At 65.2% G+C, this 24,425-nt stretch carries 31 protein-coding genes; 15 read left to right on the forward strand and 16 right to left on the reverse strand.

Features of this window, described 5'->3' with window-relative positions; all coding sequences use genetic code 11:
* A complete protein-coding gene (locus ACXJKJ_RS18385; protein WP_457391495.1) occupies positions 1-261 on the forward strand; it encodes a DUF5985 family protein in 261 nt (86 codons plus the stop codon).
* Positions 261-530, forward strand: a complete 270-nt coding sequence (locus ACXJKJ_RS18390) for a DUF5985 family protein (protein ID WP_457391496.1) — start codon at positions 261-263, stop codon at positions 528-530. The genes ACXJKJ_RS18385 and ACXJKJ_RS18390 overlap by 1 nt, the downstream gene beginning before the upstream one ends.
* Positions 531-549: 19 nt before the next feature.
* On the opposite strand, the gene ACXJKJ_RS18395 is transcribed toward ACXJKJ_RS18390, so the two are convergent.
* The 9 genes from ACXJKJ_RS18395 to ACXJKJ_RS18435 form a co-directional block, all read right to left on the reverse strand.
* Complete coding sequence (locus ACXJKJ_RS18395; protein WP_457391497.1) at positions 550-942, reverse strand: YybH family protein; 393 nt, start codon at positions 940-942, stop codon at positions 550-552.
* Positions 943-991: 49 nt separating this feature from the next.
* Positions 992-2,248, reverse strand: coding sequence for a putative Na+/H+ antiporter (locus ACXJKJ_RS18400; RefSeq protein ID WP_457391498.1), 1,257 nt, complete (start codon positions 2,246-2,248; stop codon positions 992-994).
* 323 nt (positions 2,249-2,571) lie between these two features.
* Entirely contained in the window at positions 2,572-3,417 is an 846-nt protein-coding gene (locus ACXJKJ_RS18405; protein ID WP_457391500.1) for a PEP-CTERM sorting domain-containing protein, read from the reverse strand.
* Positions 3,418-3,471: 54 nt separating this feature from the next.
* The gene (locus tag ACXJKJ_RS18410) at positions 3,472-4,290 is read right to left on the reverse strand and encodes an ADYC domain-containing protein (protein WP_457391501.1); all 819 of its coding nucleotides are present in this window, start codon (positions 4,288-4,290) and stop codon (positions 3,472-3,474) included.
* 22 nt (positions 4,291-4,312) lie between these two features.
* Positions 4,313-4,717, reverse strand: coding sequence for a hypothetical protein (locus tag ACXJKJ_RS18415; protein ID WP_457391503.1), 405 nt, complete (start codon positions 4,715-4,717; stop codon positions 4,313-4,315).
* 215 nt (positions 4,718-4,932) lie between these two features.
* Complete coding sequence (locus ACXJKJ_RS18420) at positions 4,933-5,067, reverse strand: hypothetical protein (protein WP_457356260.1); 135 nt, start codon at positions 5,065-5,067, stop codon at positions 4,933-4,935.
* A gap of 223 nt (positions 5,068-5,290) precedes the next feature.
* Entirely contained in the window at positions 5,291-5,512 is a 222-nt protein-coding gene (locus ACXJKJ_RS18425; RefSeq protein WP_057298845.1) for an anti-sigma factor family protein, read from the reverse strand.
* Positions 5,509-6,066 (reverse strand): sigma-70 family RNA polymerase sigma factor, encoded by a 558-nt coding sequence (locus ACXJKJ_RS18430; RefSeq protein ID WP_457356259.1) that lies wholly within the window; start codon positions 6,064-6,066, stop codon positions 5,509-5,511. The genes ACXJKJ_RS18425 and ACXJKJ_RS18430 overlap by 4 nt, the downstream gene beginning before the upstream one ends.
* Positions 6,067-6,165: 99 nt before the next feature.
* Positions 6,166-7,083 carry a LysR family transcriptional regulator gene (locus ACXJKJ_RS18435; RefSeq protein WP_457356258.1) on the reverse strand — a complete coding sequence of 306 codons (918 nt, stop codon included), beginning with the start codon at positions 7,081-7,083 and terminating at the stop codon, positions 6,166-6,168.
* Between the two features lie 116 nt (positions 7,084-7,199).
* Here ACXJKJ_RS18435 and ACXJKJ_RS18440 point away from each other — a divergent pair, with 116 nt between their 5' ends.
* The 7 genes from ACXJKJ_RS18440 to ACXJKJ_RS18470 all read left to right on the forward strand — a co-directional run bounded on the left by ACXJKJ_RS18440 (position 7,200) and on the right by ACXJKJ_RS18470 (position 12,958).
* The gene (locus ACXJKJ_RS18440; protein WP_457391504.1) at positions 7,200-8,510 is read left to right on the forward strand and encodes an NAD(P)/FAD-dependent oxidoreductase; all 1,311 of its coding nucleotides are present in this window, start codon (positions 7,200-7,202) and stop codon (positions 8,508-8,510) included.
* Between the two features lie 13 nt (positions 8,511-8,523).
* Positions 8,524-9,306 carry a 3-hydroxybutyrate dehydrogenase gene (locus tag ACXJKJ_RS18445; RefSeq protein ID WP_457391505.1) on the forward strand — a complete coding sequence of 261 codons (783 nt, stop codon included), beginning with the start codon at positions 8,524-8,526 and terminating at the stop codon, positions 9,304-9,306.
* A gap of 38 nt (positions 9,307-9,344) precedes the next feature.
* Complete coding sequence (locus tag ACXJKJ_RS18450; RefSeq protein WP_457391507.1) at positions 9,345-9,809, forward strand: cupin domain-containing protein; 465 nt, start codon at positions 9,345-9,347, stop codon at positions 9,807-9,809.
* 52 nt (positions 9,810-9,861) lie between these two features.
* Positions 9,862-11,010, forward strand: coding sequence for a patatin-like phospholipase family protein (locus ACXJKJ_RS18455; protein WP_457391509.1), 1,149 nt, complete (start codon positions 9,862-9,864; stop codon positions 11,008-11,010).
* A 13-nt stretch (positions 11,011-11,023) separates the two neighbouring features.
* Positions 11,024-12,019, forward strand: coding sequence for a YeeE/YedE thiosulfate transporter family protein (locus tag ACXJKJ_RS18460; protein ID WP_457391511.1), 996 nt, complete (start codon positions 11,024-11,026; stop codon positions 12,017-12,019).
* Between the two features lie 503 nt (positions 12,020-12,522).
* Positions 12,523-12,645, forward strand: a complete 123-nt coding sequence (locus ACXJKJ_RS18465) for a hypothetical protein (protein ID WP_457356074.1) — start codon at positions 12,523-12,525, stop codon at positions 12,643-12,645.
* Positions 12,646-12,721: 76 nt separating this feature from the next.
* Complete coding sequence (locus ACXJKJ_RS18470; RefSeq protein ID WP_457391513.1) at positions 12,722-12,958, forward strand: hypothetical protein; 237 nt, start codon at positions 12,722-12,724, stop codon at positions 12,956-12,958.
* Between the two features lie 44 nt (positions 12,959-13,002).
* Here the strand turns inward: ACXJKJ_RS18470 and ACXJKJ_RS18475 are convergent, their stop codons facing one another.
* Genes ACXJKJ_RS18475 through ACXJKJ_RS18485 form a run of 3 tightly spaced genes read right to left on the reverse strand, consistent with a single transcriptional unit; the run spans position 13,003 to position 15,226 of the window.
* Positions 13,003-14,316 (reverse strand): hypothetical protein, encoded by a 1,314-nt coding sequence (locus ACXJKJ_RS18475; RefSeq protein ID WP_457391515.1) that lies wholly within the window; start codon positions 14,314-14,316, stop codon positions 13,003-13,005.
* Between the two features lie 29 nt (positions 14,317-14,345).
* Entirely contained in the window at positions 14,346-14,618 is a 273-nt protein-coding gene (locus tag ACXJKJ_RS18480) for a hypothetical protein (protein ID WP_457391516.1), read from the reverse strand.
* Positions 14,609-15,226, reverse strand: a complete 618-nt coding sequence (locus tag ACXJKJ_RS18485; protein WP_457325907.1) for a hypothetical protein — start codon at positions 15,224-15,226, stop codon at positions 14,609-14,611. Before ACXJKJ_RS18485 ends, ACXJKJ_RS18480 begins: the two co-directional genes overlap by 10 nt.
* 620 nt (positions 15,227-15,846) lie before the next feature.
* On the opposite strand from ACXJKJ_RS18485, the gene ACXJKJ_RS18490 reads away from it, so the two are divergent.
* Positions 15,847-17,898 (forward strand): ParB/RepB/Spo0J family partition protein, encoded by a 2,052-nt coding sequence (locus ACXJKJ_RS18490; RefSeq protein WP_457391518.1) that lies wholly within the window; start codon positions 15,847-15,849, stop codon positions 17,896-17,898.
* Between the two features lie 149 nt (positions 17,899-18,047).
* Here the strand turns inward: ACXJKJ_RS18490 and ACXJKJ_RS18495 are convergent, their stop codons facing one another.
* Positions 18,048-18,923: a helix-turn-helix domain-containing protein gene (locus tag ACXJKJ_RS18495; RefSeq protein ID WP_457391520.1), complete on the reverse strand. Its 876-nt coding sequence runs from the start codon at positions 18,921-18,923 to the stop codon at positions 18,048-18,050.
* Between the two features lie 902 nt (positions 18,924-19,825).
* Here ACXJKJ_RS18495 and ACXJKJ_RS18500 point away from each other — a divergent pair.
* The 5 genes from ACXJKJ_RS18500 to ACXJKJ_RS18520 all read left to right on the forward strand — a co-directional run bounded on the left by ACXJKJ_RS18500 (position 19,826) and on the right by ACXJKJ_RS18520 (position 22,235).
* On the forward strand, positions 19,826-20,224 hold the full coding sequence (locus ACXJKJ_RS18500) for a single-stranded DNA-binding protein (protein ID WP_457391521.1): 399 nt from the start codon (positions 19,826-19,828) through the stop codon (positions 20,222-20,224).
* A 73-nt stretch (positions 20,225-20,297) separates the two neighbouring features.
* Complete coding sequence (locus ACXJKJ_RS18505; protein WP_457391530.1) at positions 20,298-21,170, forward strand: DUF932 domain-containing protein; 873 nt, start codon at positions 20,298-20,300, stop codon at positions 21,168-21,170.
* Positions 21,171-21,362: 192 nt separating this feature from the next.
* A complete protein-coding gene (locus ACXJKJ_RS18510; RefSeq protein WP_457391523.1) occupies positions 21,363-21,644 on the forward strand; it encodes a YlcI/YnfO family protein in 282 nt (93 codons plus the stop codon).
* Complete coding sequence (locus ACXJKJ_RS18515; protein ID WP_457391524.1) at positions 21,641-21,958, forward strand: type II toxin-antitoxin system RelE/ParE family toxin; 318 nt, start codon at positions 21,641-21,643, stop codon at positions 21,956-21,958. Before ACXJKJ_RS18510 ends, ACXJKJ_RS18515 begins: the two co-directional genes overlap by 4 nt.
* A 10-nt stretch (positions 21,959-21,968) precedes the next feature.
* Positions 21,969-22,235, forward strand: a complete 267-nt coding sequence (locus tag ACXJKJ_RS18520) for a hypothetical protein (protein ID WP_457391525.1) — start codon at positions 21,969-21,971, stop codon at positions 22,233-22,235.
* On the opposite strand, the gene ACXJKJ_RS18525 is transcribed toward ACXJKJ_RS18520, so the two are convergent.
* The 3 genes from ACXJKJ_RS18525 to stbB form a co-directional block, all read right to left on the reverse strand.
* Entirely contained in the window at positions 22,214-22,603 is a 390-nt protein-coding gene (locus ACXJKJ_RS18525; protein ID WP_457391526.1) for a hypothetical protein, read from the reverse strand. The two genes, ACXJKJ_RS18520 and ACXJKJ_RS18525, sit on opposite strands and share 22 nt — an antisense overlap.
* A gap of 86 nt (positions 22,604-22,689) precedes the next feature.
* Positions 22,690-23,142 (reverse strand): hypothetical protein, encoded by a 453-nt coding sequence (locus ACXJKJ_RS18530; protein ID WP_457391528.1) that lies wholly within the window; start codon positions 23,140-23,142, stop codon positions 22,690-22,692.
* The gene (stbB, locus tag ACXJKJ_RS18535; RefSeq protein WP_457391529.1) at positions 23,126-23,881 is read right to left on the reverse strand and encodes a StbB family protein; all 756 of its coding nucleotides are present in this window, start codon (positions 23,879-23,881) and stop codon (positions 23,126-23,128) included. Before stbB ends, ACXJKJ_RS18530 begins: the two co-directional genes overlap by 17 nt.
* Positions 23,882-24,425: the final 544 nt, after the last annotated feature.

A 24,425-nucleotide genomic window follows, 5' to 3' on the forward strand; every position in this document is an offset into this window, starting at 1 on the left:
ATGACAGTCCTGATATTTGGTCTTTGCTTGATGACCGCGGCGCTGTGTGCCGTCCTGCTCCTGAGAAGCTATGTCAGGACCAGGTTCGCGCTGCTGCTGTGGAGTGGCCTGTGCTTTGTCGGCTTGACCGCCAACAACGTGCTATTACTGCTCGACAAGACGGTCTTTCCGGACCTTGACCTGTCGCCATGGCGTGCCGCGTTGGGTCTTGTCTCCATGCTGTTGCTGGTGGTGGGCCTTGTCATGGAGCGCGAACAATGATGAGTGCCGCGCTGACACCGGTGCTGCATGGCGCTACCGCTGCCCTGTCCTGCGTGGCCGGGCTCTTCTTCTGGTGCTTCTGGCGCAGGACTCGGGATCGCTTCTTCGTCTTCTTCGCCCTGTCGTTCTGGATCGAGGCAGCGAATCGCCTGCACCTGGGCCTCAGCGCGCAGGTCGKCGAAGACGCTCCGCTGAACTACGCGGTGCGGCTTATCGCCTACGCACTGATCCTGCTGGCGATCTGGGACAAAAACCGTCCGAAGCCTTGAACAGTTCGTGAGGCTGTTGCTAGATCACCCGGCCAACTAGATTTGCGTCACGGGCTACCTTCCAGGCGCCAGCTTCTTTGCGCAAAATCGTCAGCGTGTGGCCGTCCCGAGAGGCGGGAAGCGACCCATCGGTCGAAGGAACCGTTTCAGTCATGCGAGTTCGCATGAACGCCCAATCGCCCAACACTTCTATTTCGAGGATCTCGCGCTCCACGGCAACTTTGGGCAGCTTCCCGGCTTTCGCTTCGGCGGCCTTGGCGAAATCATTTTTTGTCATTGGCGCCTTTCCGGGCGTCAGCAATACGGCGCCGCTAGCCAGGACGCCAAGGACTCCGTTGGCGTCGCCATCGCATATGGCCGACACCCACGTCGATACCAAGTCGCGAATCAGTTGCTCGTCTGATTGCTTCATTTCACATCCTTCCATTGCAGAAGATGCAGCAGGGAGACCGTGCTTAGCCTCAGAGCAGCAATAAGGCGGCAGCCGCCAGAACAGTCGGGCCGAGCGCCCCCAGGAGTAACCCACCAGCGCCAATGGATTCATCCTCGAATCCCCGCTTTAGCAGTGCGACGCCGGCCGGGTTCGGCGCGTTAGCGATCACCGTCAGTCCCCCGCCGGCTACGGCGCCGGCCACCAGCATGTACTTCGCGTCCTCCGAGATGCTGGTAATGAGGGAGCCGAGATAGGTCAGCGCCGCGTTGTCGGTGATGGCGGTCAGTCCAAGCGCGCCGAAGAACAGGGCCAAGGGTTCCAGCGCCGAGACGATGGGCTGCAACCACCAGCCCTGAAGACCGCCAAGCACAACCAAGCCTGCCAGGAAGAAGGCCACCAGCAGCGCCTCCTTGAGGATCAGCGGGCTTTGATGCCGTTCATAGGCCTGCGTGAAGCCGAGGAACATCAGGAAGAGGCCCAGAAACGCAACTGGATGGTGGGCGAGCAGGACGACACCAGCAAGCAACGCGAGATGCACCAACACCACCAGCAAAGGAACGACAGCTTCCGCTGGCGCCGCATCGACCGGCGCGGCGAGCAGATGCTTGCGAAGCACGAACGTCACGATGGTGGTGTTGGTGACCACGGCCACCGCCGCCTTCCAGCCGAAATGCGTGAACATGAAGGCGCTGTCCCACTGCCAGGTGCTCGCAACCATCAGCACCGGCGGCGCGGCGTAGGAGGTGAGCGTGCCGCCGATCGATACATTGACGAACAGCACGCCCAGGGACAGGTATTTCAGGCGCTCGGGCACCTCGGGACGGAAGACCTGCGGGGCAAGCATCAGCGCGGCAATGGTCATGGCCGCGGGCTCGGTGATGAGCGAGCCCAGCAGCGGCACGGCAGCCAGGCCCAGCCAGGCGCTGGTCAGCGGCGTGGGCAGCGGCAAGACCCGGGTGATGCCGTCGACCGCCCAGATGATGGTGCGCAGAACCGGCCGGGAAGCAGCCACCACCATCACCACGAAGACGAACAGCGGCTCGGTGTAGTTGCGCGATTCCGCATAGGTGAGTGCTTGACTGCCACCTTGCATCGCGCCCATCGCGACAATCAGCACGATGGCCCAGAATCCGAACACCACCTCCACCTCACCGAGGAGGTGGAACAGGCCTGCGTGCCTTGGGAAGCGGTGGGAAAGGCGTTCGAACTGCTTGGCTGCGAACGTATGTGCCAGGGCCAGCACGAACAGAGCAAGGGCGGTGTACTGGACGGCGTCGTCAGACATCGAGGGCATGGTCGCGGTTGATCCGCGAGGCGGCCCGACCATCGCAAACAACCTGCTGGTCCGCGGTTCGGCCCAGCACCCAGACGTGAGTGTAGCCACGGCACCAGGCCGCGCCACGGGTCCCGTTACCTGGCGGCATCGGCCCAGCGCTCGATCCAGGAGAGCGCCTGCACGACGCCAGGCTTAGCGTCCACCGCACCGCCATCGCCCGGGGTGGACCGCCGGCTGGGGCGAGTTGATAGCTTCATCAATCGCATTGCACAAGGCTATGACTTGGCGCTTCAACCTGCGTCGTGAAGTCGGCGATTGGCCGGCTCGGAACTTCAGGACCGACTCCGGCGTCTGCGGCTGACCGTTCCCAACCCCGCCAGCGAGGTAAGGGCCATGACTAGGCTGCCCGGTTCGGGCACTGTGGTCGCCGCCGCAGCCAGGTCGAATTCGGCGCCGGTGCCGTTCTTGCCGACCAGGCCTGCATAGGACGTGGTTTGCAGCAGCATGCCGCTGCGGCTGTACTGGTCGAAATACTGCGTCGGCCCCCGAACCACCCACAAAGTGTTGTCGGCGTAGTCCATCGCCAATGCACCACCCACCAAATCGCTGAGGGAAGTCATCAGCCGGCCATCCATCTGATAGTTCCGCAGCTCACCTGCGGCGCCGCTCGGCGTGTCCACGGTGGCCTGCAGCCAAAGCGTGTCGTTGGTCGGGTCGTAGGTGATGCCCGAGGCCCGGGCACCGTCGTCCAGCAGAAACAGCAAGGTTGGGTCGCCCCATTCACGGTCGAAGGAGTAGACGCCCGAGGGGTTGCCGCCAAAGCCAGCTGCGACGGCATAGTTGCGCCGGCCGTCGGTGGCACCATCGACGAGGCCCACGCTGGTCGACTGCACATAGGTCGTGCCGGTTTGCGTCAGATCGAGGTTGTAGCGGCCGCCAAAGCCACTGCCATTGCCCATGGTGCGAACGTCGCCATACACGGCGATGGGCTGTTCACAATGGTTGCAGTAGGTGGGCGCCGAACCGGTGACTACGTCACCCTGAACCGTGTAAAGGCTCTTGGATGACACGTTGGTGAGGTACAGGGTAGACACCGGCCCGGCGTGGGCCGGGGCCACCATGGCGGTTGATGCTGCGGTCGCCAGTAAGGCAAGGGCGTATTTCCGGAATCGAATCATGGCTTCTCTATGGGTTGGGGATGGAGTTCAGGGCAAGCTAAGCGGGAACTTGATTCAACGCGCCACCGTGCCGGGCGGGTCCGAGCGGTTGAACAGCAGGGCGCCATGCGCGCGCGCAAAGTCCTCGGTGCAGACCTCACCGACGCGACCGCGCAACCGCGGGTAGAGCGATTCCAGTTGAGCCAGCGTGAGCTTGTGTTCCACGCGCACGTGGTGCACGCAGACCGCGCCGTACTCGCTCCAACCCGCCTCGAAATGCTGGCCGGGCAGCAGGTCTGGCCGCTGCACGCCGAGCGGGTCGTAGACATCGATCTGGTGTCCGTTTTCGGTGTAGGGCACGCCGTGGCCGCCGTAGTCGGCGCGCACCATGCGCGCACATGCGTTGAAGGTGCTGCGCAGCGGCACGCCGGTGGGGGTGGTCTGCCATGGCTCATAGCCCATGCGAAGGCATTTGGCCAGGGCACCGCTGGTGCAGCTCAGTGCAAAGGCCGTGGCGTCTTCGCTCAGCGAGCCGTCGGCCTGCTCGCGCCCGGGCAGCACCACGGCGTAGTGCGTGCCGTCGCTGTGCGGTGAGCACAGCGGCTGCCAGCCCTGCAGCTCGGTCCGGACCGACAACTCGTGGGCCCACCAGTCGCGTTCCGAGCCGCCGCTGATGTGTTGCACGCTGTCGATGCGTAACGCCGCGCCGCCGGCCAAGCGCAGCTCGGCGCCCACCAGGTCGGCTGAACGCAGTGCACCGCTCTCGGTCTGCAACACCCACTCGGTGCCCTCGGCGCGCAGCGGGGCGACGGGCGCGATTGGCGGCGCGGCGGCCACCAGCCCGTGCAGGGCGCAACCCAGCGTAGTCAGAACCCAGGTGTTGATGGCGGCCATGGTCGGGTCCCGATGGGACAGGTCAGCGAACTGCCAGCTTGCGGCCGTCGCGCAGCACGATGGTTTCGACTTGCGGCAACGCGGCGCTTGGGGTGCTCAGGTCGGTACCGTTGGACTTCATGCCGTTGACGACGAAGCCGTTGATCTGAATCCCGTTGACGACGAAGCCGTTGATCTGAATCCCGTTGACGACGAAGCCGTTGATCTGAATCCCGTTGAGGACGAGGCCGTTGATCTGAATCCCGTTGAGGACGAGGCCGTTCGTGTACAGCCCGTTCGTGTACAGACCGTTGGTATACAGACCGTTGGTATACAGGCCGTTGAGCTGTGTGCCGTTCGCCAACGCAGCGGCCTGGGCCGGTACATGGGCCAGCGCGGCGACGGCGAAGGCAGCAGAGAGGATGGTGCGGAGCATGGTGGTCTTCATGGAGGTTTCCTTGGGGTGGATGTGTTGCGACGGCAAACGCACCTGTCGCTACTTGGGGATACGCGATCGCCTCGGATGGAGCGTGAAGGCGCTTGGTTTGGTCCGCCGACGCGCCTAGTCCTTACTTGGCGAGATGCCCCTTGAACCGGTGACGCACGTGTATGTAAGGCGCCCGCGCGCCTCGCGACTACGCGGGGCAGGCTGCCGCTCTGTCGTCAGCCTTCGACGAGAAGTGCATAACGTGCACCTTCTACGTCGTTAGCTTTGGCGTCGAGCGGCCGAGCGCCGCCGAGGCGGCTCGCTCCGCCGAGCAGCAACCAAAGCTTCTGCGTCTGCGTCTGCGTCTGCATCCACAGCTTCCGCGCCGAGTTGGAGGGGCTCGGCGGCGGGCTGGCTGTGGCGGACCGGTGTCGGGTAAGGTCGCGCTCACGCTGAGGTCGGCATCAGGTCCGCACCCGATTCTTGGCGCGTACTCAATGCCTACTGGAACCAGCGCGTGAAGCACACGGCCCCCACGGGGCCGGCGCAAGTTGAGCTAACAGCAACTACGGGCTTATGCGCCGCAGCATGCTCCTACTCGATGATCGCCTCGTCATCGCCAGTCTCGCTGTGCTTGCGCCAGGCACGAGTCGCGCGTCGCATGAGGTTGAGCTGGGCGACGAAGCGCGCGCAGGCGAAGCAGACCCGCACATGCAGTTGCAGGGCCAGACGGTCGGCGGCCGGAATTTCATGGTCTTCGTCTTCCAGCAGCAGGCGCGCGGCTTCGCGGCAAGTGAGCGTGTTCTTGAGGCTCATGTGGCCACCTCGTCGAACCAGCGCACCTGCAGGCAATCTCGCAGCCTCATGCGCGCGCGGTGAAGCAGCACCCACAGATTGGCGGACGTGATGGCCAGTTCGCGACAGATCTCGTCGGACTCCAGCTCCAGCCACTCGCGCATCATGAACACGCGGGCTTGCGTAGGCGGCAGGTGCTCGCAGCAGACCTGCAGCACCTCGAAGAATTGCTTCTGGCAGCAGGCAGCATCGGGGTCACCCCAGTCGCGTGGCGCTTCACGCCAGTGGCCGTCGGCTTGAAATAGGTCGTCGAACAGATCCTCGCCGTCCTCGCCAACGAGCACCGTCGCCTCACGGGTATTGCGGCGCAACTGATCAACAAGCTTGTGCTTGAGGATGCCGATCAGCCAGGTCTTGAGCTGGGACTGGCCACCAAAGGACTGCGGGCGTTCCAGTGCGGCGAGCAGGCACTCAGACACCGCGTCCTCGGCCCATGCATCATTTCTCAACTGAGCCCGCGCGAACCTCAGCAGATGAGGGCGCAGGCCTTCAACCTGTAGCGCAAAGTCGGTCATGGGGTCCCATGGCAATCGCGATGGTCCAGTTTACAAAGCGCCGCCTTGCCTGCAGCTTGCCGAACGGTCGCGGAACAGTCGAGGAATGGTTCTAGGGGGTCAGCCCGGCCGTCCCTCCTCCCAGCCGTGGTTCACGAGCGAATCAATAACGGCCTGTTGCGCCGGGCTTGTGGGACGCTCGGCCTGGGTCAGCACGCTGACCTCGCGCACGATGGGCACGTCCGACATGGTCACGTACGCAAGCCGAGCGGCGCGGGCGATGGAGATGGGCATGAAGGCGACGCCGAAGTTGGCGCGGACCAAGGCCTGAATCCAGTCCTCGCGCGATGACTGCTGCACCACCTCCAGCCGCACGCCGCGGTCGCGCAGCAGCCGCTCGATGTAGGTCGAGAACTCGCACATCACACGCTCGCAATAGCGCTCGCGATTGAGCTCGGCCATCTCCACGCTGACGCGGCCGCTGAAGCGGTGGTCGTCGCCGATGGCCAGCACGTAGTCCTCGCTGAACAGCGGCGTGGCGGCGAAGCGCTTGGGGATCTCATAGGGAGAGCACATGATGCCCACGTCCACGTCGCCCTGATCCAGCGCATCGGTCAGCGCCTCCAGGTTGCCCTCGCGAAAGCTCAGTTCCACCTCGGTGCGGCCCTCCTGGCTCTCCACGAAGCCTGGCAGCACCTGGTGGAAGTCGATGGTGCACATGACGCCTACGCGCACCACCTCGCGCTGCACGCGCGTGAGGCGCCTGGCCTCTTCGCGGGCGTGATTGGCCGTCTCGTAGATCTGGCGGAAGTTGGGCAGCATGCCCCGACCCAGCTCGGTGAGCTGCACCGAGTTCTTGGTGCGGTCGAAAAGCCGTCCGCCGATGGCCTCTTCCAGCCGTTGTATGGCCTTGGTGAGCGCCGGCTGCGACACGAAGGACCGCTCCGACGCACGCGTGAAGTTCAGCGTGTCGGCCACGGCCAGGAAATAGCGGATCTGGTAGAGCTCCATGCGCACCTCGGTCGAGGACGGGCGCAAAACCTTTCAGTGAAAAAGCACGTCGCCGATAACCGCCGCCGATGGCGCGATGAATTGTTGCGATTTCCGCGCCGCGGGCCCGGTTCCTAAGCTTCTCCCCGTTGACGAGCAAGCCTATGAACACCCCCACCCAACCCCTCAAGACCCTGGTCATTGCCGGCGGCGGCTTTGCCGGCACCACGCTGGCCCGCCGCCTGGAGGCACAGCTGCCGCCGGGCTGGCAGCTCGTGCTGCTCAGCGAAGAGAGCTACACCACCTTCAACCCCATGCTGGCCGAGGTGGTGGGGGCGGCCGTGTTCCCTGAGCACGTCATCGCGCCGATCCGCGAGATGCTGGTCACGACCCGCTTCATCATGGGCCGGCTGGAGCGTGTCGACCACGCGGCCAAGACCCTCAGCTGCTCCACGCTGGCCGGCCCGCTGGAGATGAGCTTCGACCATCTGGTACTGGCTTTCGGTCAGCGCGCCAACCTCAACATCATCCCGGGCCTGGCCGAGCATGCGCTGCCGCTCAAGCTGGTGGGCGACGCGATGCACATCCGCAACCGCCTGCTGCAGCGCCTGGCCCACATCGAGCTGAGCCACAACAAGGCGCATCGACGCTCGCTGGGCCACTTCGTCGTCATCGGCGGAGGTTTCTCGGGCGTCGAGGTGGCCGGTGCCGTCGTGGACTTCATCCGCAGCGCACTGCGCTGCTATCCCCGCGTGAAGGCCCACGAGCTGCGCGTCTCGCTGCTGCACGACGGCGACCGACTGATGCCGGAACTGCCGGCCACACTGGGCATCTCGGCCGCCAAGTCGCTTGCGGAGCGCGGCGTGGACGTGCGCCTGGGCGCGCGTGCTGCCAACGTGGACGCCTATGGCGTTGACCTGGCCAGCGGCGAACGCCTGCCGGCCGCCACCGTCGTCTGCACCATCGGCGCACGCAGCAACCCATTGGTAGAGCGCCTGGGTCTCACGACTCTGCGTGGCCGCATCGTGACCGACTCCGATGGCCAGGTGCCCGACCGGCCCGGCCTGTGGGCAGTCGGCGACTGCGCCGCGACCCTCAACCTGGCCGATGGCCAGCCTTGCCCGCCGACGGCGCAGTTCGCTGTGGCCCAGGCCGAGCAACTCGCGCGCAACCTGCTACGCCATATCGCCGGCCAGCCAACCCGCCCCTTCAACCATGTGTCGCGCGGAATGATGGCAACGACCGGCCATCACCGCGGTGTGGCACAGGTCTCCGGCATCAAGCTCACCGGGCTACCTGCATGGCTGCTGTGGCGGGCTTACTACCTCATGCGCATGCCCACGCCGGGCCGCAAGGTGCGCATCTGGGTCGAGTGGACCTGGAGCCTCTTCTTCCCTGCCGACGTCACTCATCTGCGCTTCACGCGTACCGCGGACGTTGATACGCCACCGCCTGCCCAACCCACGAATCACTAGGAGCACTCGCATCATGTTCATTGGCAAGACCGCCCTCGTCACGGGCTCGACCTCAGGTATCGGCCTGGGCATTGCGCGCACCCTGGCCGCCCAAGGCGCCAACATCATCCTCAACGGTTTTGGCGACGCTGCCGCGATCGCAACGCTGCGTGCCGACCTGGCCGAGCAGTACGACGTGCAGGTGCGCTACGACGGCGCGGACATGAGCCGCCCCGAAGCCATCGAAGACATGATGGGCAAGGCCCTGTCCGAGTTCGGCTGCATCGACCTGCTCGTCAACAACGCCGGCATCCAGCATGTAGCGCCGGTGGACGAATTCCCCGTCGACAAGTGGTACGCCATCCTGGCCATCAACCTGTCGGCCTGCTTCCACACCACGCGGCTGGCGCTGCCGGCGATGAAGAAGAAGGGCTTCGGGCGCATCGTCAACATCGCCTCAGCACATGCGTTGGTCGCCAGCCCCTACAAGTCGGCCTACGTGACGGCCAAGCACGGCGTCGCCGGCTTTACCAAGACGGTGGCCCTGGAAGTGGCCGAGGGCGGCATCACGGTCAACGCCGTCTGCCCCGGCTATGTGCTGACACCGTTGGTCGAGCAGCAGATCCCCGACACGGCCAAGGCTCGCGGCATCAGCCCCGAGGAGGTCGTGCGCAACGTGCTGCTGGCTGCCCAGCCCACCAAGAAGTTCGTCACCGTCGAGCAGGTCGCCGCCCTTACGGCCTTCCTTTGTTCCGACGACGCCGCCTCCATCACTGGCGCCATCCTGCCCATCGAAGGCGGCTGGACGGCGCAGTAAGCCCGGGCTCAGCCCACCCACCCCCACGGAGAACTCCCATGCAAAAACTGACCCTCATTGCCATCACCGCAATCGCCTTCGCCGGCGTCGCCCATGCCGGCGAATGCCCGGCCGACAAGCTCGCCGCCAACGCGCTGCAAGGTGCGGCCACCGCCCCGGTCGGCGTGACCGACACCGAGCTGGCCTCCATCGACCTGTCTAAGGAGAACGTCAAGCTCGACCAGCGCCGCCTGCGCATGCGCCACATGACCATCGCCCCTGGCGGCGTGGTGCCCCTGCACAGCCACGAGGACCGCCCCGCGCTCATCATGGTCAACAGCGGCGAGATCTACGAGTACAGCAGCAAGTGCAGCGTGCCCGTCTTGCACAAGGCCGGTGACATCGCACGCGAGTTCCTGGGCACCAAGCACTGGTGGAAGAACGTCGGCGCGCTGCCGGTGGAGCTGACCATCGCCGACGTCGTCAACGACAAGAAGCCCGCCACCATGGAAAAGATGATGTAAGGCCGCGGCCACCGCCCACGACCCTGTCCAGCAACCCAAGAAGAGACACCCGATGAACGCCACCACGACCTCCACCGTCAAGGCCCGCAAAGCCCGCACCGCACCGCCAGCGGAGCAGCACGGCCTGCCAGGCCAGGTTGTGCTGGTGCTGCAGGGCGGCGGGGCGCTGGGCGCCTACCAAGTGGGCGTCTACCAGGCGCTGCATGACGCGGGCATCGAGCCCGACTGGGTCATCGGCACTTCCATCGGCGCCATCAACGCCGCACTCATCGCGGGCAACCCGCCCGAGCGCCGCATGGAGCGGCTCAACGCCTTCTGGCAGCACGTCGAGCAGCCGGTCACCACCGCCGGCCCGCTGGACTGGCTGGGTATGGGCAAATGGGTCGCCAACATGACCACGGTGATGCGCGGCATCCCAGCCTTCTTCGAGCCCAGCAGGGCCGCGCTGCGCGGTGTGCGGGCCAACGTGGGCGTGGAGTCGGCCGCGTACTACAGCACCGAGCCGCTGCGCGAGACGCTGGCCGAGTTGGTCGACTTCGCCGGCGTGCAGGATGGCCCCACACGGCTGACAGTGGGCGCCGTCAACGCCTGCACCGGCGCGATGCGCTATTTCGACAGCGAGCACGAGGCCCTGTGCGTCGAGCACGTCATGGCCTCCGGCGCGCTGCCGCCGGCTTTCCCGGCCGTGCGCATCGACGGCGAGCCCTACTGGGATGGCGGCCTGTACTCCAACACACCCATCGAGGCCGTGCTGGACGACCGCCGCCGTCGCGACTCGCTGATCTTCGCCGTCAACGTGTGGCACCAGACGGCGCCCGAGCCCGAGTCCATCTGGCAGGTCATGGGCCGGCAAAAGGACATCCAGTTCGCCAGCCGCGCCGACAGCCACATCGCGCGACAAAAGCAGATCCACCGCCTGCGCCACGTCATCCGCCAACTCACGCAGCAACTGCCGGCGTCCAAGCGGGCTGACCCGACCGTCAAGGAGCTGTCGTCCTGGGGCTGCGGCACCACCATGCACGTGGCCCATCTGCTGGCGCCCCGGCTGGAGGGCGAGGATCACACCAAGGACATCGACTTCACGCCGGCCGGCGTTAAGGCACGCCGCGAAGCCGGCTATGCCGACACGATGCGCATGATTGAGCGCTCGCCCTGGCGCGAGCCCACCGACCCCATCGAGGGCGTGGTCGAGCACGTCTGAACCGGGAAAGAGGATGACTGCCATCTGGTTCACGGCCTTGCTCTGTGTCGGCGCCATGGGCTTCGCCATCCAGCGCGGTGGTACCTGCATGGTGGCGGCAGTGGACGAGGTCATCACCGCCCGCCGTGCCCACCGCCTGGCCGCCATGCTGGAGGCATCGCTATGGGTTGCCGGCGGCCTGGCGATCGGCCAGCTCATGCATCTGGCTGGCAGCATGCCTCCCGGTTTCGCGTCTAACGCCTGGACGGTCGCAGGCGGCGCGCTCCTCGGGCTGGGCGCCTGGGTCAACCAGGCCTGCGTGTTCGGCGCCATCGCTCGCCTGGGCTCGGGAGACTGGGCTTACGCCGCCACGCCGCTGGGCTTCTATGCCGGCTGCCTGAGCGTGCAGCCCCTCTTCGCACGCCCCGCCGCGCAGACGCTGGCCCACGCCTCAGCGATAGAAGGCCCTGCGTCTTTGCTGGCTCCGCTGTTCATTGGTTACGTATGCTGGCGCCTGTGGCCGGGCCTCACCGTACTGAAGGAGCCGGGCCGCCTGCGGGTGTTGGGCGAAAAGGTATGGTCCCCGCACGCCGCCACCATCGTCATCGGCGCGAGCTTTGTCGTCACGCTGCTGCTGGCCGGCAGCTGGGCCTATACCGACGTGCTGGCAGACCTGGCGCGCATGAGTGGTGCCTCGCGAAAGGGTCCAGGCCTGTTGCCGCTGCTGCTGTTCCTGGCGCTGTATGCAGGCGCCCTGCTCGGTGGCCTAACCGCCGGTCGCTGGGGCTCGGCCCGGCCTCTGATCGTTCAAGTGCTGCGCTGCTTCACAGGCGGCGTGCTGATGGGTTGGGGCAGCCTATTGATTCCCGGCTCCAACGACGGCCTCATCCTCATCGGCATCCCCACGCTGCGCCCCTACGCCTGGCTGGCTTTCGCAAGCATGTTCCTCTCCATCGCCTCAGCCATGCTGATTCACCTTCGGTGGCGGCAATGGCGAGTGGCTGGACGTCCGGACCCATCGATGCACTGAGCGTAAATATCTCGCGATTGAGCCTATGTCCATTAAGGCATGATCAGCGGGCTCTGATGCCGTTCATAGGGCCGCGTGATACTGAGGAACAGGAACAGGCCAAGAAACGCAACGGGATGGTGGGCGAGCAATGTGTACCAGCGCGACCAGCAGTGGCATGGCGGCTTCAGCGCTGCGCCCCAGACGTGTGGCGCAGCTGCCTGCTCCGCGAACCGCACTAGGCGCGACCGCGTCGAGGCAGGTTAGCGTGGCGGCCCGTCGGCTACCGCGGGCGGAACTGGGCATGCGCTTGGAGCGCCTTGCAAATGTTTCAGCGCTCGGATGACTGCTATGGAGCTGTGACCGTGCATTCGTGACCAGGCCACGACTGGCAGCACCCGCTGCGGCCCCGTCCTCCGTCGTTGATCTCGACCTTCCGCTATGGGCACATTGCTGACAGCCCACTCAGCAGAGCGAGGGGCGGCATAACGCTGCAGAGCCGAAGTACCGCTCCGTTCACTTCCTTGCTGCCGCTGGTGCTCATGGTGACTGGATTGCGTGCTCATCGCGCTGGCCTGGATGTTGACGACCACTGGAATACGCAGGCGGAGATCAAGGGGCCGGAAACTGGCGATCTGTTCGGCTGATGCCGGGCTTGCTGCTTCGTGACGATGCAGCAAGCGTTYCGCGCGCCTAGACTGACCGTCACGACCGGAGGGCGCCATGGCACAGAACGGCGAAGCACTGCAGGCCTACAAGATCCAACGGGCCGTGCTGCAACAAACGCTCCAGGAAGAGCGAGAAGCATTCTTCGCCATCATTGCTGCCCATCGGCGCGCCGCTCAGGGCGAAGGCACAGGCCCGACGGAGCAGATGACCGCTGGGCGCGAGCGAATGATGCGCTTGGCCGGCCGGGTCCAGCACGAGATCGATTTGCTAGCAGAGAAGTACTGGGGCTGAGCACGGGGCACGCCCGCTGTGCGGCTCGGCGCCAGCAAGTGCAGTCAGACCGACGACATCAGGCGCGGACTCCCCACTTCGATGAAGCAGCGTTCGAAGTCGGCGTGAGTGCGGATGCGCCCAGCCAGCTCGTCGTCGAATCGCGTGACGAGCTCGATCGCTTCAGCCAAGGCCTCGCGCGCGGCCGCTCGCCACGCGACAACCGCATCGGGCTGCGGCTCCGCTGCGTGAATGCCGCCAGCAGCCTGGCATGCGGCTTTAGCCTCGAGGACGGCCTCCTGGCTGCCAAACTTCGTGCAGAGCGCCTCGCGTGCATAGTCGGCTATCGACGTCTCGTCGTCTGGCTCGAAGGCGCTCGCTTCGATCCAGACGTCAAAGATCCGCCTGTGGAGCCCAAACGGCTTTTGCTCGGCTTCCGGAGTGCCGTTGGGTCCGACCATCACGCAGCTGCAATCGAGCTGCGGGTTGTCGTGAGACAGCTCTGACGTCAGGGCAGGCAGTCCTGCCGCCTCCCATGCGGCCCAATACGCCTCGCCGATCGCGGCAAGCCATGCGCGCACCGCCTCGGGCATGGCGCCCGACTCGCAGACATACCGCTTTCCGGTGGCCAGCGCGGCTTGATGGGCCGCGACCACATTGGCGGCGCCGAAGTGGCGGTCCAGGATCTTGCGTGCGACGTCGCGAGCCGCTGGCTCGGTGTCCGCGCTGAATGGGCTGAGTTCAAACCAGAGGGCGTACGGCGCCTGTGCGTCCGAAGGGCAGGGCGAGGCTGATATGGGAGCAGAGGTTGGCCGCAAGGCATTGCCATTCCCGTAGCCGAGGCCATACCAGAGCTCCAGTGCTTCATGGCGGCGATTCGCCAGGAACTCGGCGTACTTGTCTTCGCCAATCTCGCGCTTCAGGCGAGCGCTCTCGTCGGCGTAATGCGGGGATTCAGTTGCTTCCCATACGGGCACACAGCCCATGTCAATGTCGGGGTGGATGGTCAGGCCGAGGCCGGACGAATGCACTGCCTGCGCCCTGGCGCTTTCGTCGACGTTCATGGCCCAGTCGGCGCGCCATGGAGCTCTGGCATCACTCTTTTGCGGCGAGAAGTCGGTGTACCCGCGTTCGCGCCACATCTGACGGAGCTGGCGCCCGAGCTCAGCCTTCATCGCGTTGAAGGCCGACTCGCCCATCTCCAGGATGAGCTCCTTCTCGCGGCTCCTCGACACGTCAGCGGGGCCATGGATCCACAGGATGTCGTCGTACTCGATCTGGAAACACAGGCCTGATCGGTGCCAGGCAACTGGCACCTCGACGCTGTTGACCTTCTCGTCAATCTCCCAGTCCTGACGCCATGAAGCTTGCGAATCCATATCGGTACCTCGCCGTGTTGGTTGGAAGTCTAGGCCGCGACTTCGAGATGTCGAAGCTCGTGGGCGCTGAGTGGCTCCCTGAGTTCGGCCTGGCGGGCTTCGTGCTCTCGGGTGCGCTGTTCAGCCTGTCTGAGCAGACCAGCAAGCACTGGGTCAGCGGCGATTCGACGGCGGGCCTCGCTGATCGCCGGTGCGAATTCAGGGCTGGCCCTGATCTTGTAGGTCAGGAAACTGTCGTGCCTGTCCGGGAACACCTGCCACCAGGCAATGATGCTGTCGGGGTCGGTCAGTTTCAATTCCATGGTGTGGCTCCCTGAGCGTGCGTTTGGGGTACGAGGCAATGCACCTCGGTCCCTGACCTTTGCCGGTTTGCACCCGTGGCTCGGCTCGATTCGAGAGCCCGGCTGCGAGCGCGGTAGCCGTTGCGAATCTGCTGGTCGGCCGCTGCGATTGGGCATGCGCCAGGCGCGGCGGTGAGCCAGTGGCGCGCTGCGTTCAGCGCTTGCTCGTGCGACTCGCAGTGGTCGCTCATGCCGAAGTGGGCGGTGAACACAACGAGCCATTCATTGGGCGTGTACGCGTAGTGGGCGGCCGGTATGACGTCGATGCAGGCCTCATCCAAATGCTCGAGATCTTCGATGGTGGCCTGACGTGGAGGTTCGGCCTTGAATGCGGCGTTCAGTGCCGCCTGGGTTGCCGTGGTCCAGCGCACGATGCTTGGCAGATGGTTGCCGGCCCAGTACGCCGGCAGCCCGCCCGCTTCCTCGAAAGCGGCCTTGGCGCCTAGGACTTGCCAGGCAACGCCCAACTGGTCTTCCAGCGCCTTCCTGGCCGCGTCCATGGCTTGGTTCGGCACGTCCTCGCCATAGGGATTGATGGCGAAGTAGGCGACGTAGAGCGGTTTGCTCATGTCCTTCTCCTTGGACTGGCCAGCTGGCGCTGACCGAGGTGCCAGCGTGCTGGCTGGGTGGGTGAGATGAAGCGATGTCGGGCGCTTCGCTGGATACTGTGTATTTATACAGTACACCAAAAATCGGGAGGCGTCCACGCCTTCGGCCGTACTGGTGAGCTGGGCGAGCCTGGCCGGCGTTGCCGGCCGTCCGGGCTCTTGCGGGTTCGCGCCGGGCGCTCATCCACGCGGTGCGTGGACTGCTGCGCAGCCCTGTCGATCCCTCTTGCGGGCGCCTGGCGGCGCTGAAGCGCACCGCTGCGCGGTGTGGGTGCGCCGCGGCCCCGCTGGGCCCGCCGCGCGCTGCCGCGGGTGGTGAAGGGCCAACCCGTCGGTCCCGCTCGCGGTTTCCGCATGGGCGGTGGCCTGCCTCCTGGGCCGTCCCTTTATCGACGGGTAGCGCAGTGCCCACCGAAGGCAACGGTGCAGCTGCGCTCCGTGTCCTCACCCGGTCCCGGCGCGATGCGCCGGGCTGCGGCTTGCGGGCCGGCCGTTGCCTTCGGCGGGCGCCGCGCTCCTGGTCCGTCGAGACGGCTCCAGGAAGCAGGTTTTCCCACCACCAACGCAGAAAGGCGTGAACCATGAGCAAGACCGAAACCCTCACCACCCGCGGCAGCAACAGCCTCACAGCGGACGTTCCCTCCGCACCTCCCGAGACTCACCAAGAAGCAAGCATTGCCCTGCGCGCAGGAACCGAAGAAGCAAACCTCCAGTACCTGACGCTGCGGTGCCTGCGGCTGGATGAGCGCAACGTGCGCAAAGACGAGCCCACCGAGGCGGAGATCGACGAGCTGGCCGACCTGATCGATGCGCAGGGCCTGCTGCAGAACCTCTCGGTGCTGGCCTACGACAGCCCCCGACGCGGCAAGAGCCGAGAGAGCAAGCGGCTGTTCACGCACGGCGTGATTGCGGGAGGCCGGCGCTTGCGCGCACTGCACGCGCTGGTCAAGCGCGGGCGCATCACGCTGGATTTCGAGGTGCTGTGCGCCATGGTGCCAGCCGAGCGCGCCATTGCGGTCAGCATGGCCGAGAACCAGGGCCAAAAGCCGATGAGCGTCGCGGACACCGTGCGGGCGTTCGCTGACATGGTGGCGGCCGGCGCAGGCACCGAGGACATCGCCGTGTGCTTCGGGCTCACGCCGCTGACCGTCAAGCGTCGGCTGAAGCTCGCCACGGTGTCGCCCAAGCTGTTCGCGCTGTACCGCGCGGGCGAGATGAACATGGACCAGCTCATGGCGCTTTCGCTGGCCGACACGCACGAGAAGCAGGAAGGCGCCTGGGAATGCCTGCCGGCCTACAGCCGCAGCCCCAGCGCCATTCGCAACGTGATCGTTGGCGAAAACGTGCGCGGCTCGGTCGTCAAGTTCGTGGGTCTGGAAGCCTATGAGCAGGCGGGTGGCCATGTCATCCGCGACCTGTTCAGCAACGAGCAGGGTGACGCGGAGCACATCGGCGATCCTGAGCTGATGCAGCGGCTGGCGATGGAACGGCTGACGGCCCTGGGGGCGGCTGAACAGGACAAGGACGGCTGGGCCTGGGTGGAGGTGGCCTTCGAGTACGACTACGAGGTCAGGCAGCGGTATTGCGAAGCACCCACGCAGCAGCACGAGCCCTCGGCCGAGCAAGCGCATGCGTTGGGTGAACTGCAGCGCGCGAAGGATGACGCCGAGGACAAGCTAGAAGCGCTGTACGACGCGGATGATTCGGACGCGGACAGCGCCGACCTCATCGAGGCGCTGGAAGAGCAGACGCAGGCCTATCAGATGCAGATCGACGCCATCGAGTCCAAGCTTGCCTACTGCCCTGCGGAGGTGATGGCGATGGCGGGTGCGCTGTTGACTCTCGGCCCGGACGGCGGTGTGATCGTCAAGCGCAACCTGATACGGCAAGGGAACTACAAGGTGTGGCGCGCGAAGGCGGCGTCTCCCGCATCCCGAGGTGCGGCTGCCGATGGCGAAGGCCCGGGCGACCAGGAGGCACCCTCAAAAGGTGTTTCGTCCATGCTGCGAATGGAGCTGACCGCCTACAAGACGGAAGCCCTACAAGTCGCGCTGCTGCGCAAGCCCCAGGTGGCCCTGGCGGCACTCACGCACGCGATGGCCGTGCCGCTGCTCTACGAGAGGGYCTCRGCGCAGTACGAGTCGCCGACCGCCCTGGGCGTTTCGGTACGCAGCCCAAACTGGCAGCTGTTGCAGATCGCGCCCGCGATGGCCGACAGCACCGCGCACAAGAGCCTGCAGACCGTCGTCGATGCATGGCGTGTGCGCTTGCCGGCCGACCCGAAGGACCTGATGGCGTTCATGCTGGAGCAGTCTGTCGAGACGCTGCAGGAACTGCTGGTGGTCTGCACGGCGCTGACCACGCATGCGCTGCACGGGTCGGCCCATGCCAAGCCTGCCCAGGTGCTGGCCCAGGCCGCTGCGCTCGACATGGCCGACTGGTGGGAAGCCACAGGAGACACCTATCTCGGCCGCGTGCCCAAGGCGCTGATTGCCCAGGCGCTGTCGGAAGCGGGGCAGGGCGACGCCGTGGGTGAGGTGTCGCGCCTGAAGAAGGCGGAGGCGGTCGGGATGGCCGAAGGTCTGCTGGCGGGCAAGCGCTGGTTGCCGGAGCTGCTGCGTTCCGAGGCCTGACGGGCCAGGGCAGGGGGCTTTGCCCCTTGCCCGATTTCTGGCGCTTGGTGTTTGCGCCGCCGAGGCGTTGCCTGGGCGGCGCGCGGCCCGTTCCGGCAAAAGCGGACTGTCGCGGTTTGGCGTTGGAAGGTTCTGCAGGCGCCGAGCGCTCAGCGACTCGGAGATGTCGGCAGCCTTTCGAGGCGCGCATGGCCATCTTCGAACACCACCTGCACGCTCAGCTGCAATACAAAGTTGGCTCGATTGCCGGAAGCCAGTTCCGCGCGTTCGACAGACCACACGTGCGCGGGATAGAAGAGCCACAGGTAGTGGCCCGTCGATTCATTAGCTATCGTGATTGCTCCCCTTTCACGGTCGACCCCGCGCACCCACCAAACGTGATCCTGCGGCTCGCCTTCCACGCCACGCCAGATTCGGCGCGGCAACGGGTCTAACCGGACGAGGGCATGCTCGAAAAGCAGGTTGATGCTTGCAAAAATCCGTGGCTCCATCAGCGCCGCCAGGTTCAGGTCAGTAGTCCGGATAAAGACCCGGCCCAGCTTGTCCATTTGTGCAGGATTGAGCATCTGGCGCCAGGCGGCTTCCAGAATCTGGCCTCGGTATTGCCAAGCCGCTTTGAGCAGCTCGTCATCCGGCGCGTCGCTAGCGAGGGTCGCCAAGTCCGCCAAAGCCTCTCTCGAAACGAAGACCACCTGCGCCTGCCCTTGAAACTCCACCTCGAGCGGTACGCCTTCCCACTTCGTGACCACGGTTGGCCGACGAAGCAAGGTAGGTCGGTTGTGCACCAAGCGCACGCCTGGCCCGTAGTAGGCATCGGAGGGTGTGAAGTCGATGCCTTGGTTGGTCAGTTCTAGGCTGACCATGCGAGCCGCTTCACCGTCCATGGGCCGCCGGCCTGCTTCGATGTCGCGCAAAGTGCTGGATGAGACTCCGGCTGCGCGGGCCAGTAGTTCTTGTGACAAGTCCAGCAGACCTCTCGCTGCTACGACCTGGCTCGGGGTGCCTGCAAACGCTGCGTCCTTCATAAACGGCCCTTATTGGTGAAATTCGCGTTTTAATGATAGTCGAAAAACGCCTGTTTGTGCGCGTCGACTATTGGTAATCGCCGAGTGGCCGCCATTGGCCACCAGGTCCTCGATGGCTGGCCGACGTGAGGTGATCGCGCGCTGCAGATCACGGGTCGCAAGTGAGCGGCCCGACCCGCGCCGGCCGCTGAGGCGGCCGGCGCGGGCGGCTCTTCCAGGCGTTCCCCTGGGCCGCCGGGGCAACACCCCTTGCGTCGCTGTGCGACGTGGCGTGGCGTGCTGCGCACGCGTGGTTTGCGAGGCGCGGCCCTCCCGTGTTCGGGGACCGCGGGCCGATTTCCTTCTCGCTGCGCGTGAACGGGCCCGCTTGGCGAACAGGCCGGTCCTGATCGACCGCGCTGCGCGCCTGGCCGGCCAGATCGCCACCCCTCGCACTCGCCAAGCCCGTAGCCGGGCCGCGAAGACCGAGAAGTGCTCGCAGCGGCTCGACCGTCGCGCCAGTCGCTGCGCTTGGTGTCACGCCGGCCGCGGGGCCGCCGCTGCTCGGGTGATGCGTGCGACTTCGTTGCGACCGCTGCGCCAGGCGAGCTGGTACATCGGCCGCGGGGCTCCGTCGCCCGTAGAGGGGCAGCCTGTGCGCTGGTCGTCCCACCGCRCTCCCCCGCAACCCCCGTCCCTGGGTGAGGGGGACTTGCGGGGGATCTTTATACGGTGGGCCGGGGAACCGGCGCACTGCTTCGGCTGCGTTCGAACCCGACCCCATCCCCAACCCCTTCCCATGGGAAGGGGCCATGCCCACCCCCCGCCCGCCCGTGGGCGGGTGCGAGGAGTCCAAGTGAAGGATCTTCATGTAGGGCAACCAACCTGGAGCCCGGCTGATCTTTCACGAGAGGAGATTGGTCATGGCCAACGTTCTAGTCATTCAACGCAATGCCCACCTCGCGGGACCGGTGGTGGTTCAGTTCGTCCCGCGTCCTGAAGGCCGCATCACCAAGGCGACTGTGACGGCGATCAGCAATTCGGTGCGCGGCTCTGGCGACGCTCGGGAAGAGACGGCCACCGCCATTCAATGGACGCTGTGGGGCAGCCTGGCCGAGAACGCCGCCGACTTCTTGGGCCGTGGTTCGCACGTGAACATCGTCGGTCGCGTGCGCAACAACAACTACGAGAAGGACGGCGCGACGGTCAACGGCATGGAGTTCACGGCCGAGGAGATCGACTACCTCGATACCCGTGCCGAAGGCGAGGCGCGGCGCACCCGGTCCAGCGATGCACGACGGCCGGTGCATGCCGATGCCTGACCCCATCGGGGCGGGCTTCGCAGCTTGCGTTTTGTCCGCCCTTCGAAGCCATCAACGATCGAAGGAATCCATCATGTACTCGACCCATCCCACGCTGGCCACCCGTTTTTCTGGCCGCACTTCGCGCACGCTGCGCAGCGATGAACCCCTCACAGAGGACCAGATGCGCGCAGCAGCGCCGTCCATCTTTGCGGCGGGCAAGCATGTCAGCCGCTCGGAGCGCTACACCTACATCCCGACCATCGACGTCCTGCGCGGCCTGCGCAAGGAAGGCTTTGAGCCTTTGATGGTGGCCCAAGGCTCCAGTCGCGTCGAAGGCAAGACGGAGTTCACCAAGCACATGATCCGCATGCGGCATGCCGGGCAGGTCCAGACCAAGCCCGAGGCCAACGAGATCATCCTGATCAACAGCCACGACGGTGCGAGCTCGTACCAGATGCTCGCGGGCATGTTCCGCTTCGTCTGCTGCAACGGCTTGGTGGTCGGCGACGTCGTGGATGACATCCGCATCCCTCACAAGGGCAACATCCAAGACGAGGTCATCGAGGGCGCGTTTCGCGTGCTCGACGAGTTCGAGGCGGTCGAAGCGCACGCAGAGGCCATGAAGGCACTACAGCTTGAAGCGCCAGAGGAGATGGCGTTCGCCACTGCAGCTCTCGCGCTGCGGTTCGGCGAGCGGGTCGTGGAGGAAACCGGTGGCCATCGGCCGGCGCCGGTGACAGCTCAACAGCTCATCCAGGCGCGCAGGCCTGAAGACGCCGGCCACAGCCTGTGGACGACGTTTCAGCGTGTGCAGGAAAACGTGATCCGTGGTGGTCAGCCTGGCCGCAGCTCGCAAGGGCGGCGGCTTCACACCCGGCCCGTGGGCAGCATCGATCGAGGTGTGAGCCTCAATCGCGCGTTGTGGATGCTGGCCGAGGAGATGCGCAAGATCAAGGTGCAGTGATGCCGGCGCGCTGGATTCGACACCGAATCCAGCGCCTTCTCGGCACACGGCGCGGCGCAGCATGGCCGGACAGTAGTTGTGCCATCGGGCGGGGGCCATCCATGACACTGACCCTCAGCGCTGCCTTGACTTCGCCACGCCTCTTACTGGGCCAGTCGCGGCGGTGTAATGCAATTGCACTACAATTTATCCATGAAGACCTCGACGATCCCGGCAGTGCGCGTGGAGCCCGACCTCCGTGCGGAGATGGAGGCCGTGCTCACCGAGGGCGAGACCCTGTCGGAGTTCGTGGAGGCCTCGGTGCGTGCCCATGTTCATCGGCGCCAGGTCCAGACCGAGTTCATCGCCCGTGGGCTGCGTTCGCGGGACGCGGCACGTCGGACGGGCGACTATGTGGAAGCCGACGTCGTGCTCGGCAATCTGCAGCGCAAGCTGGACGCAGCGCGGGCTCAGATCGCGAAGAAGCGCAAGTGAGCTTCAGGGTCAGGCTGACCCGTGCGGCCGAGCGGGATCTCGATGAGCTGTTTGATTTCGTGCTGGAGCGGGAGCTCGCCCGTGACGGCGGCAATCTCGAGCTGGCCAGCGCTGCTATTGACGCGTTGCACGCCGGTATCGCAACGCTCAAGACGTCGCCCTTCACCTGCCGCAAAGCGGCGCTGAGCCCGTTCCTGCGCGAACTGATCGTGCCTTTCGGGCGGTCGGGCTATGTCGTACTGTTCGAGATTGAGAATGCGTCGACCGTGACCGTGCTGGCGGCGCGGCATCAGCTGGAAGACGACTACCACTAGGGCTCAACCTATGTCCACGCTCGCGCTAAAGAAAGCCAAGGCCATCTATCGGGCTGCGATCAACGTTCGAGCGCAAGACGGCGAAGGTGACAACTGGTGGGAGGCGGTTCGAGTTGAGGTAGGCCAGGTGCTGTCGGCCCGCACCATTGCAGATGCGGCTGAGGTAATCGCTTGGTGGCATCACGACTGGACATTCGTAATCGATACGCCGCGAGACGCGGCGAAGCGTATTCGTCTGGCCGCCAGAGCTGGAGTTCATCTGCAAGCCAGCGCGTAGCGCCACGCTGTCGATGACTGAAGTGCCTCCTTGAGGGACACGATATCTGCGGGAAACGACCGGTCCAGCTCGGGTGCGTAGAGCGAGCAGTTCAGCTCAAGCATCAAGATCAGCCAGCAGTTGAGGAACGAGTCCGCGTCTGAGCGGGCATCGATCCGAGCCGACAGTTCACAAGTGCCGTCGTCGCCGACGACCAGGTCGATGCGGTTCCCCGCCTCAGGGCCGTAGATCCACCAGCTTTTCGTCATCTGCCGGGGCGGCTCAAAACTCTCAGCCAGGATGGTTTGTGCACGGCGTCTCAGCAGTGGTGGAAGCGTTTGATCGCCGTACTCAAATACTGCTGCTACGTCGAACTGCCAAGCTGCCATCGCGCGCTACCCTGCCTGTGATGCTCAATCTGGAGGCTTCGGAAATCTAGTGGATCTCCAACTGCATGCCAACCTCGTTTGCAGCGCTACGGCGTGAGCAAGAAAACCGCGAGCGTCCACGTTGAGGCAGAAGCGGCGATAGCCGTCACAGCGTGCGCGGCAGGAGATCCCCAGAATACCTTGCGAGTTTCTGCACGGCCGTCGAGCGAACGGGCAAGCCTGTCGAAGGCCGGGGCCAGCTCGTCCTTGAATAGCTTGCGTGCGGCTGCTTCCATGGCCCGGGTCTCGGTCTCAGCGGCGGCCCGCGCAATCTCGTCCGAACGCCGGGCCATGTGTCTAAGCGCGTGGATAGTCGCGTTCTCCATGACGAGCGCGGCATTTCGGTTGACGGTGGCAGTTTCAGCTTTGAGGTCGGCAGAGGCTTGTACGACCGCCTGACAGGTGTCTTGTAGTGCCGCCGAGACCATTTCGACGCGATCGAGCAAAGCGCCGACGTCGCCAAGCGCTTCGGCGATCAATGCCTCACGCGCGCTGCTCATTCTGTTTCCGCTGTGTCGGGCGTCCGGGCGTGGTAGCTGGCCCACCCAGACGCAGTGCGGCAAAGCAAGCGTCCAGCTCTGGCACGACACCGCTGGCCAGTCGACGGGTTGCTAGCTTCTGCGCCAAGACCATCTTTTCCTGTGAACTTGGCGCCTGCTGGATTTGCGCCTTGTAGTCGGTATTGTCGGTAGCCAGTTGCGAGAGGTCTTGGGTCCCACCGCGAATGCGTGCATAGATCTCGTTGGCGCCCAGCCGGCAGGCCGGATCGGGCGTGGCAATGGGCTGCTCTTTGAGGAAGGCGAGCACGAAGTAGAACGACTGCTGGACTGGGATTCCCAGCTCCGCCATGTTGAAAACCACCTTCAGCCGAGAAGGCGTCACACCCAACTGCGAGAGTTCCACAAGCGTTGCGATCGTGTCCTGCTGCTGTTTCACGGGCGGCACAGTGGGCACGACAAAATAGTCGAAGTCCTCCTGGCTGCCGCGGTACAGCTCCATGAGGTTCAACAGGTCCTCGACGTTGCTGGCGCCGATGTCGACGACGGCGCTTTCCACGGTTTGCAAGTACTCCTGCAGCTCGCCAAACTGCCGGCCACGCAGGGCCTGGCCCTGACCTTCGCCGCTGTTGAGGCTTTCGATCGAGATGAGTTCTGCGCCAGGGATGCGCGGCAAAAGCAAGTGGCGCGAGATGGTGGTCTTGCCCACGTTGCCCGAGAAGTTGATCACTGCGACTTTCATCGTTGCTCCTTTGCGCGGATGAGGGGGTTGGTGCTCTGAGTGCGAGCGAAAGCCTCGGCAACTTCTTTGCCGAGGCGCGAAGTGGTGATGGGCAGTGGTGCAACCGGCGACGCGACCGGGGTGGGATTGGCCGGGGCAGGCAGTGAAGGAAGCATTGCTCCTTGGTCAGCCTGTGCCGGAAGCGTCACGGGCTTGCGCTCGCTTCCGTTGAGCCGCGTTACCTCGCGCCATACCGTGCTGATGCTCACGTTGATGCCAACTGCCGCTAGGGCCTGCCGGATCACGTTCAGCGTGTAGCCCTGTGCGTGGAGCTGCGCGATCTCGGCTGCATAGGCACGCGCTTTCCGGTCAACACGACCAGGAGGCTGCGGCGGTGTTGATTTCCTCCGAAACCTGACCCACCCCATTCAGTGATTTCCGTTCAAACCTGACCCACGTATGAACCCTAGCCTGCCGCTATTTGCGGCAGGAGCACTGGAGTGATTGACGTGGCGACACTGAGTGTCATCAGGCGGTGGGCCCTGCGCGAGCAGCTGTCCATCCG

The sequence above is a fragment of the Roseateles sp. P5_E1 genome (assembly GCF_054049335.1).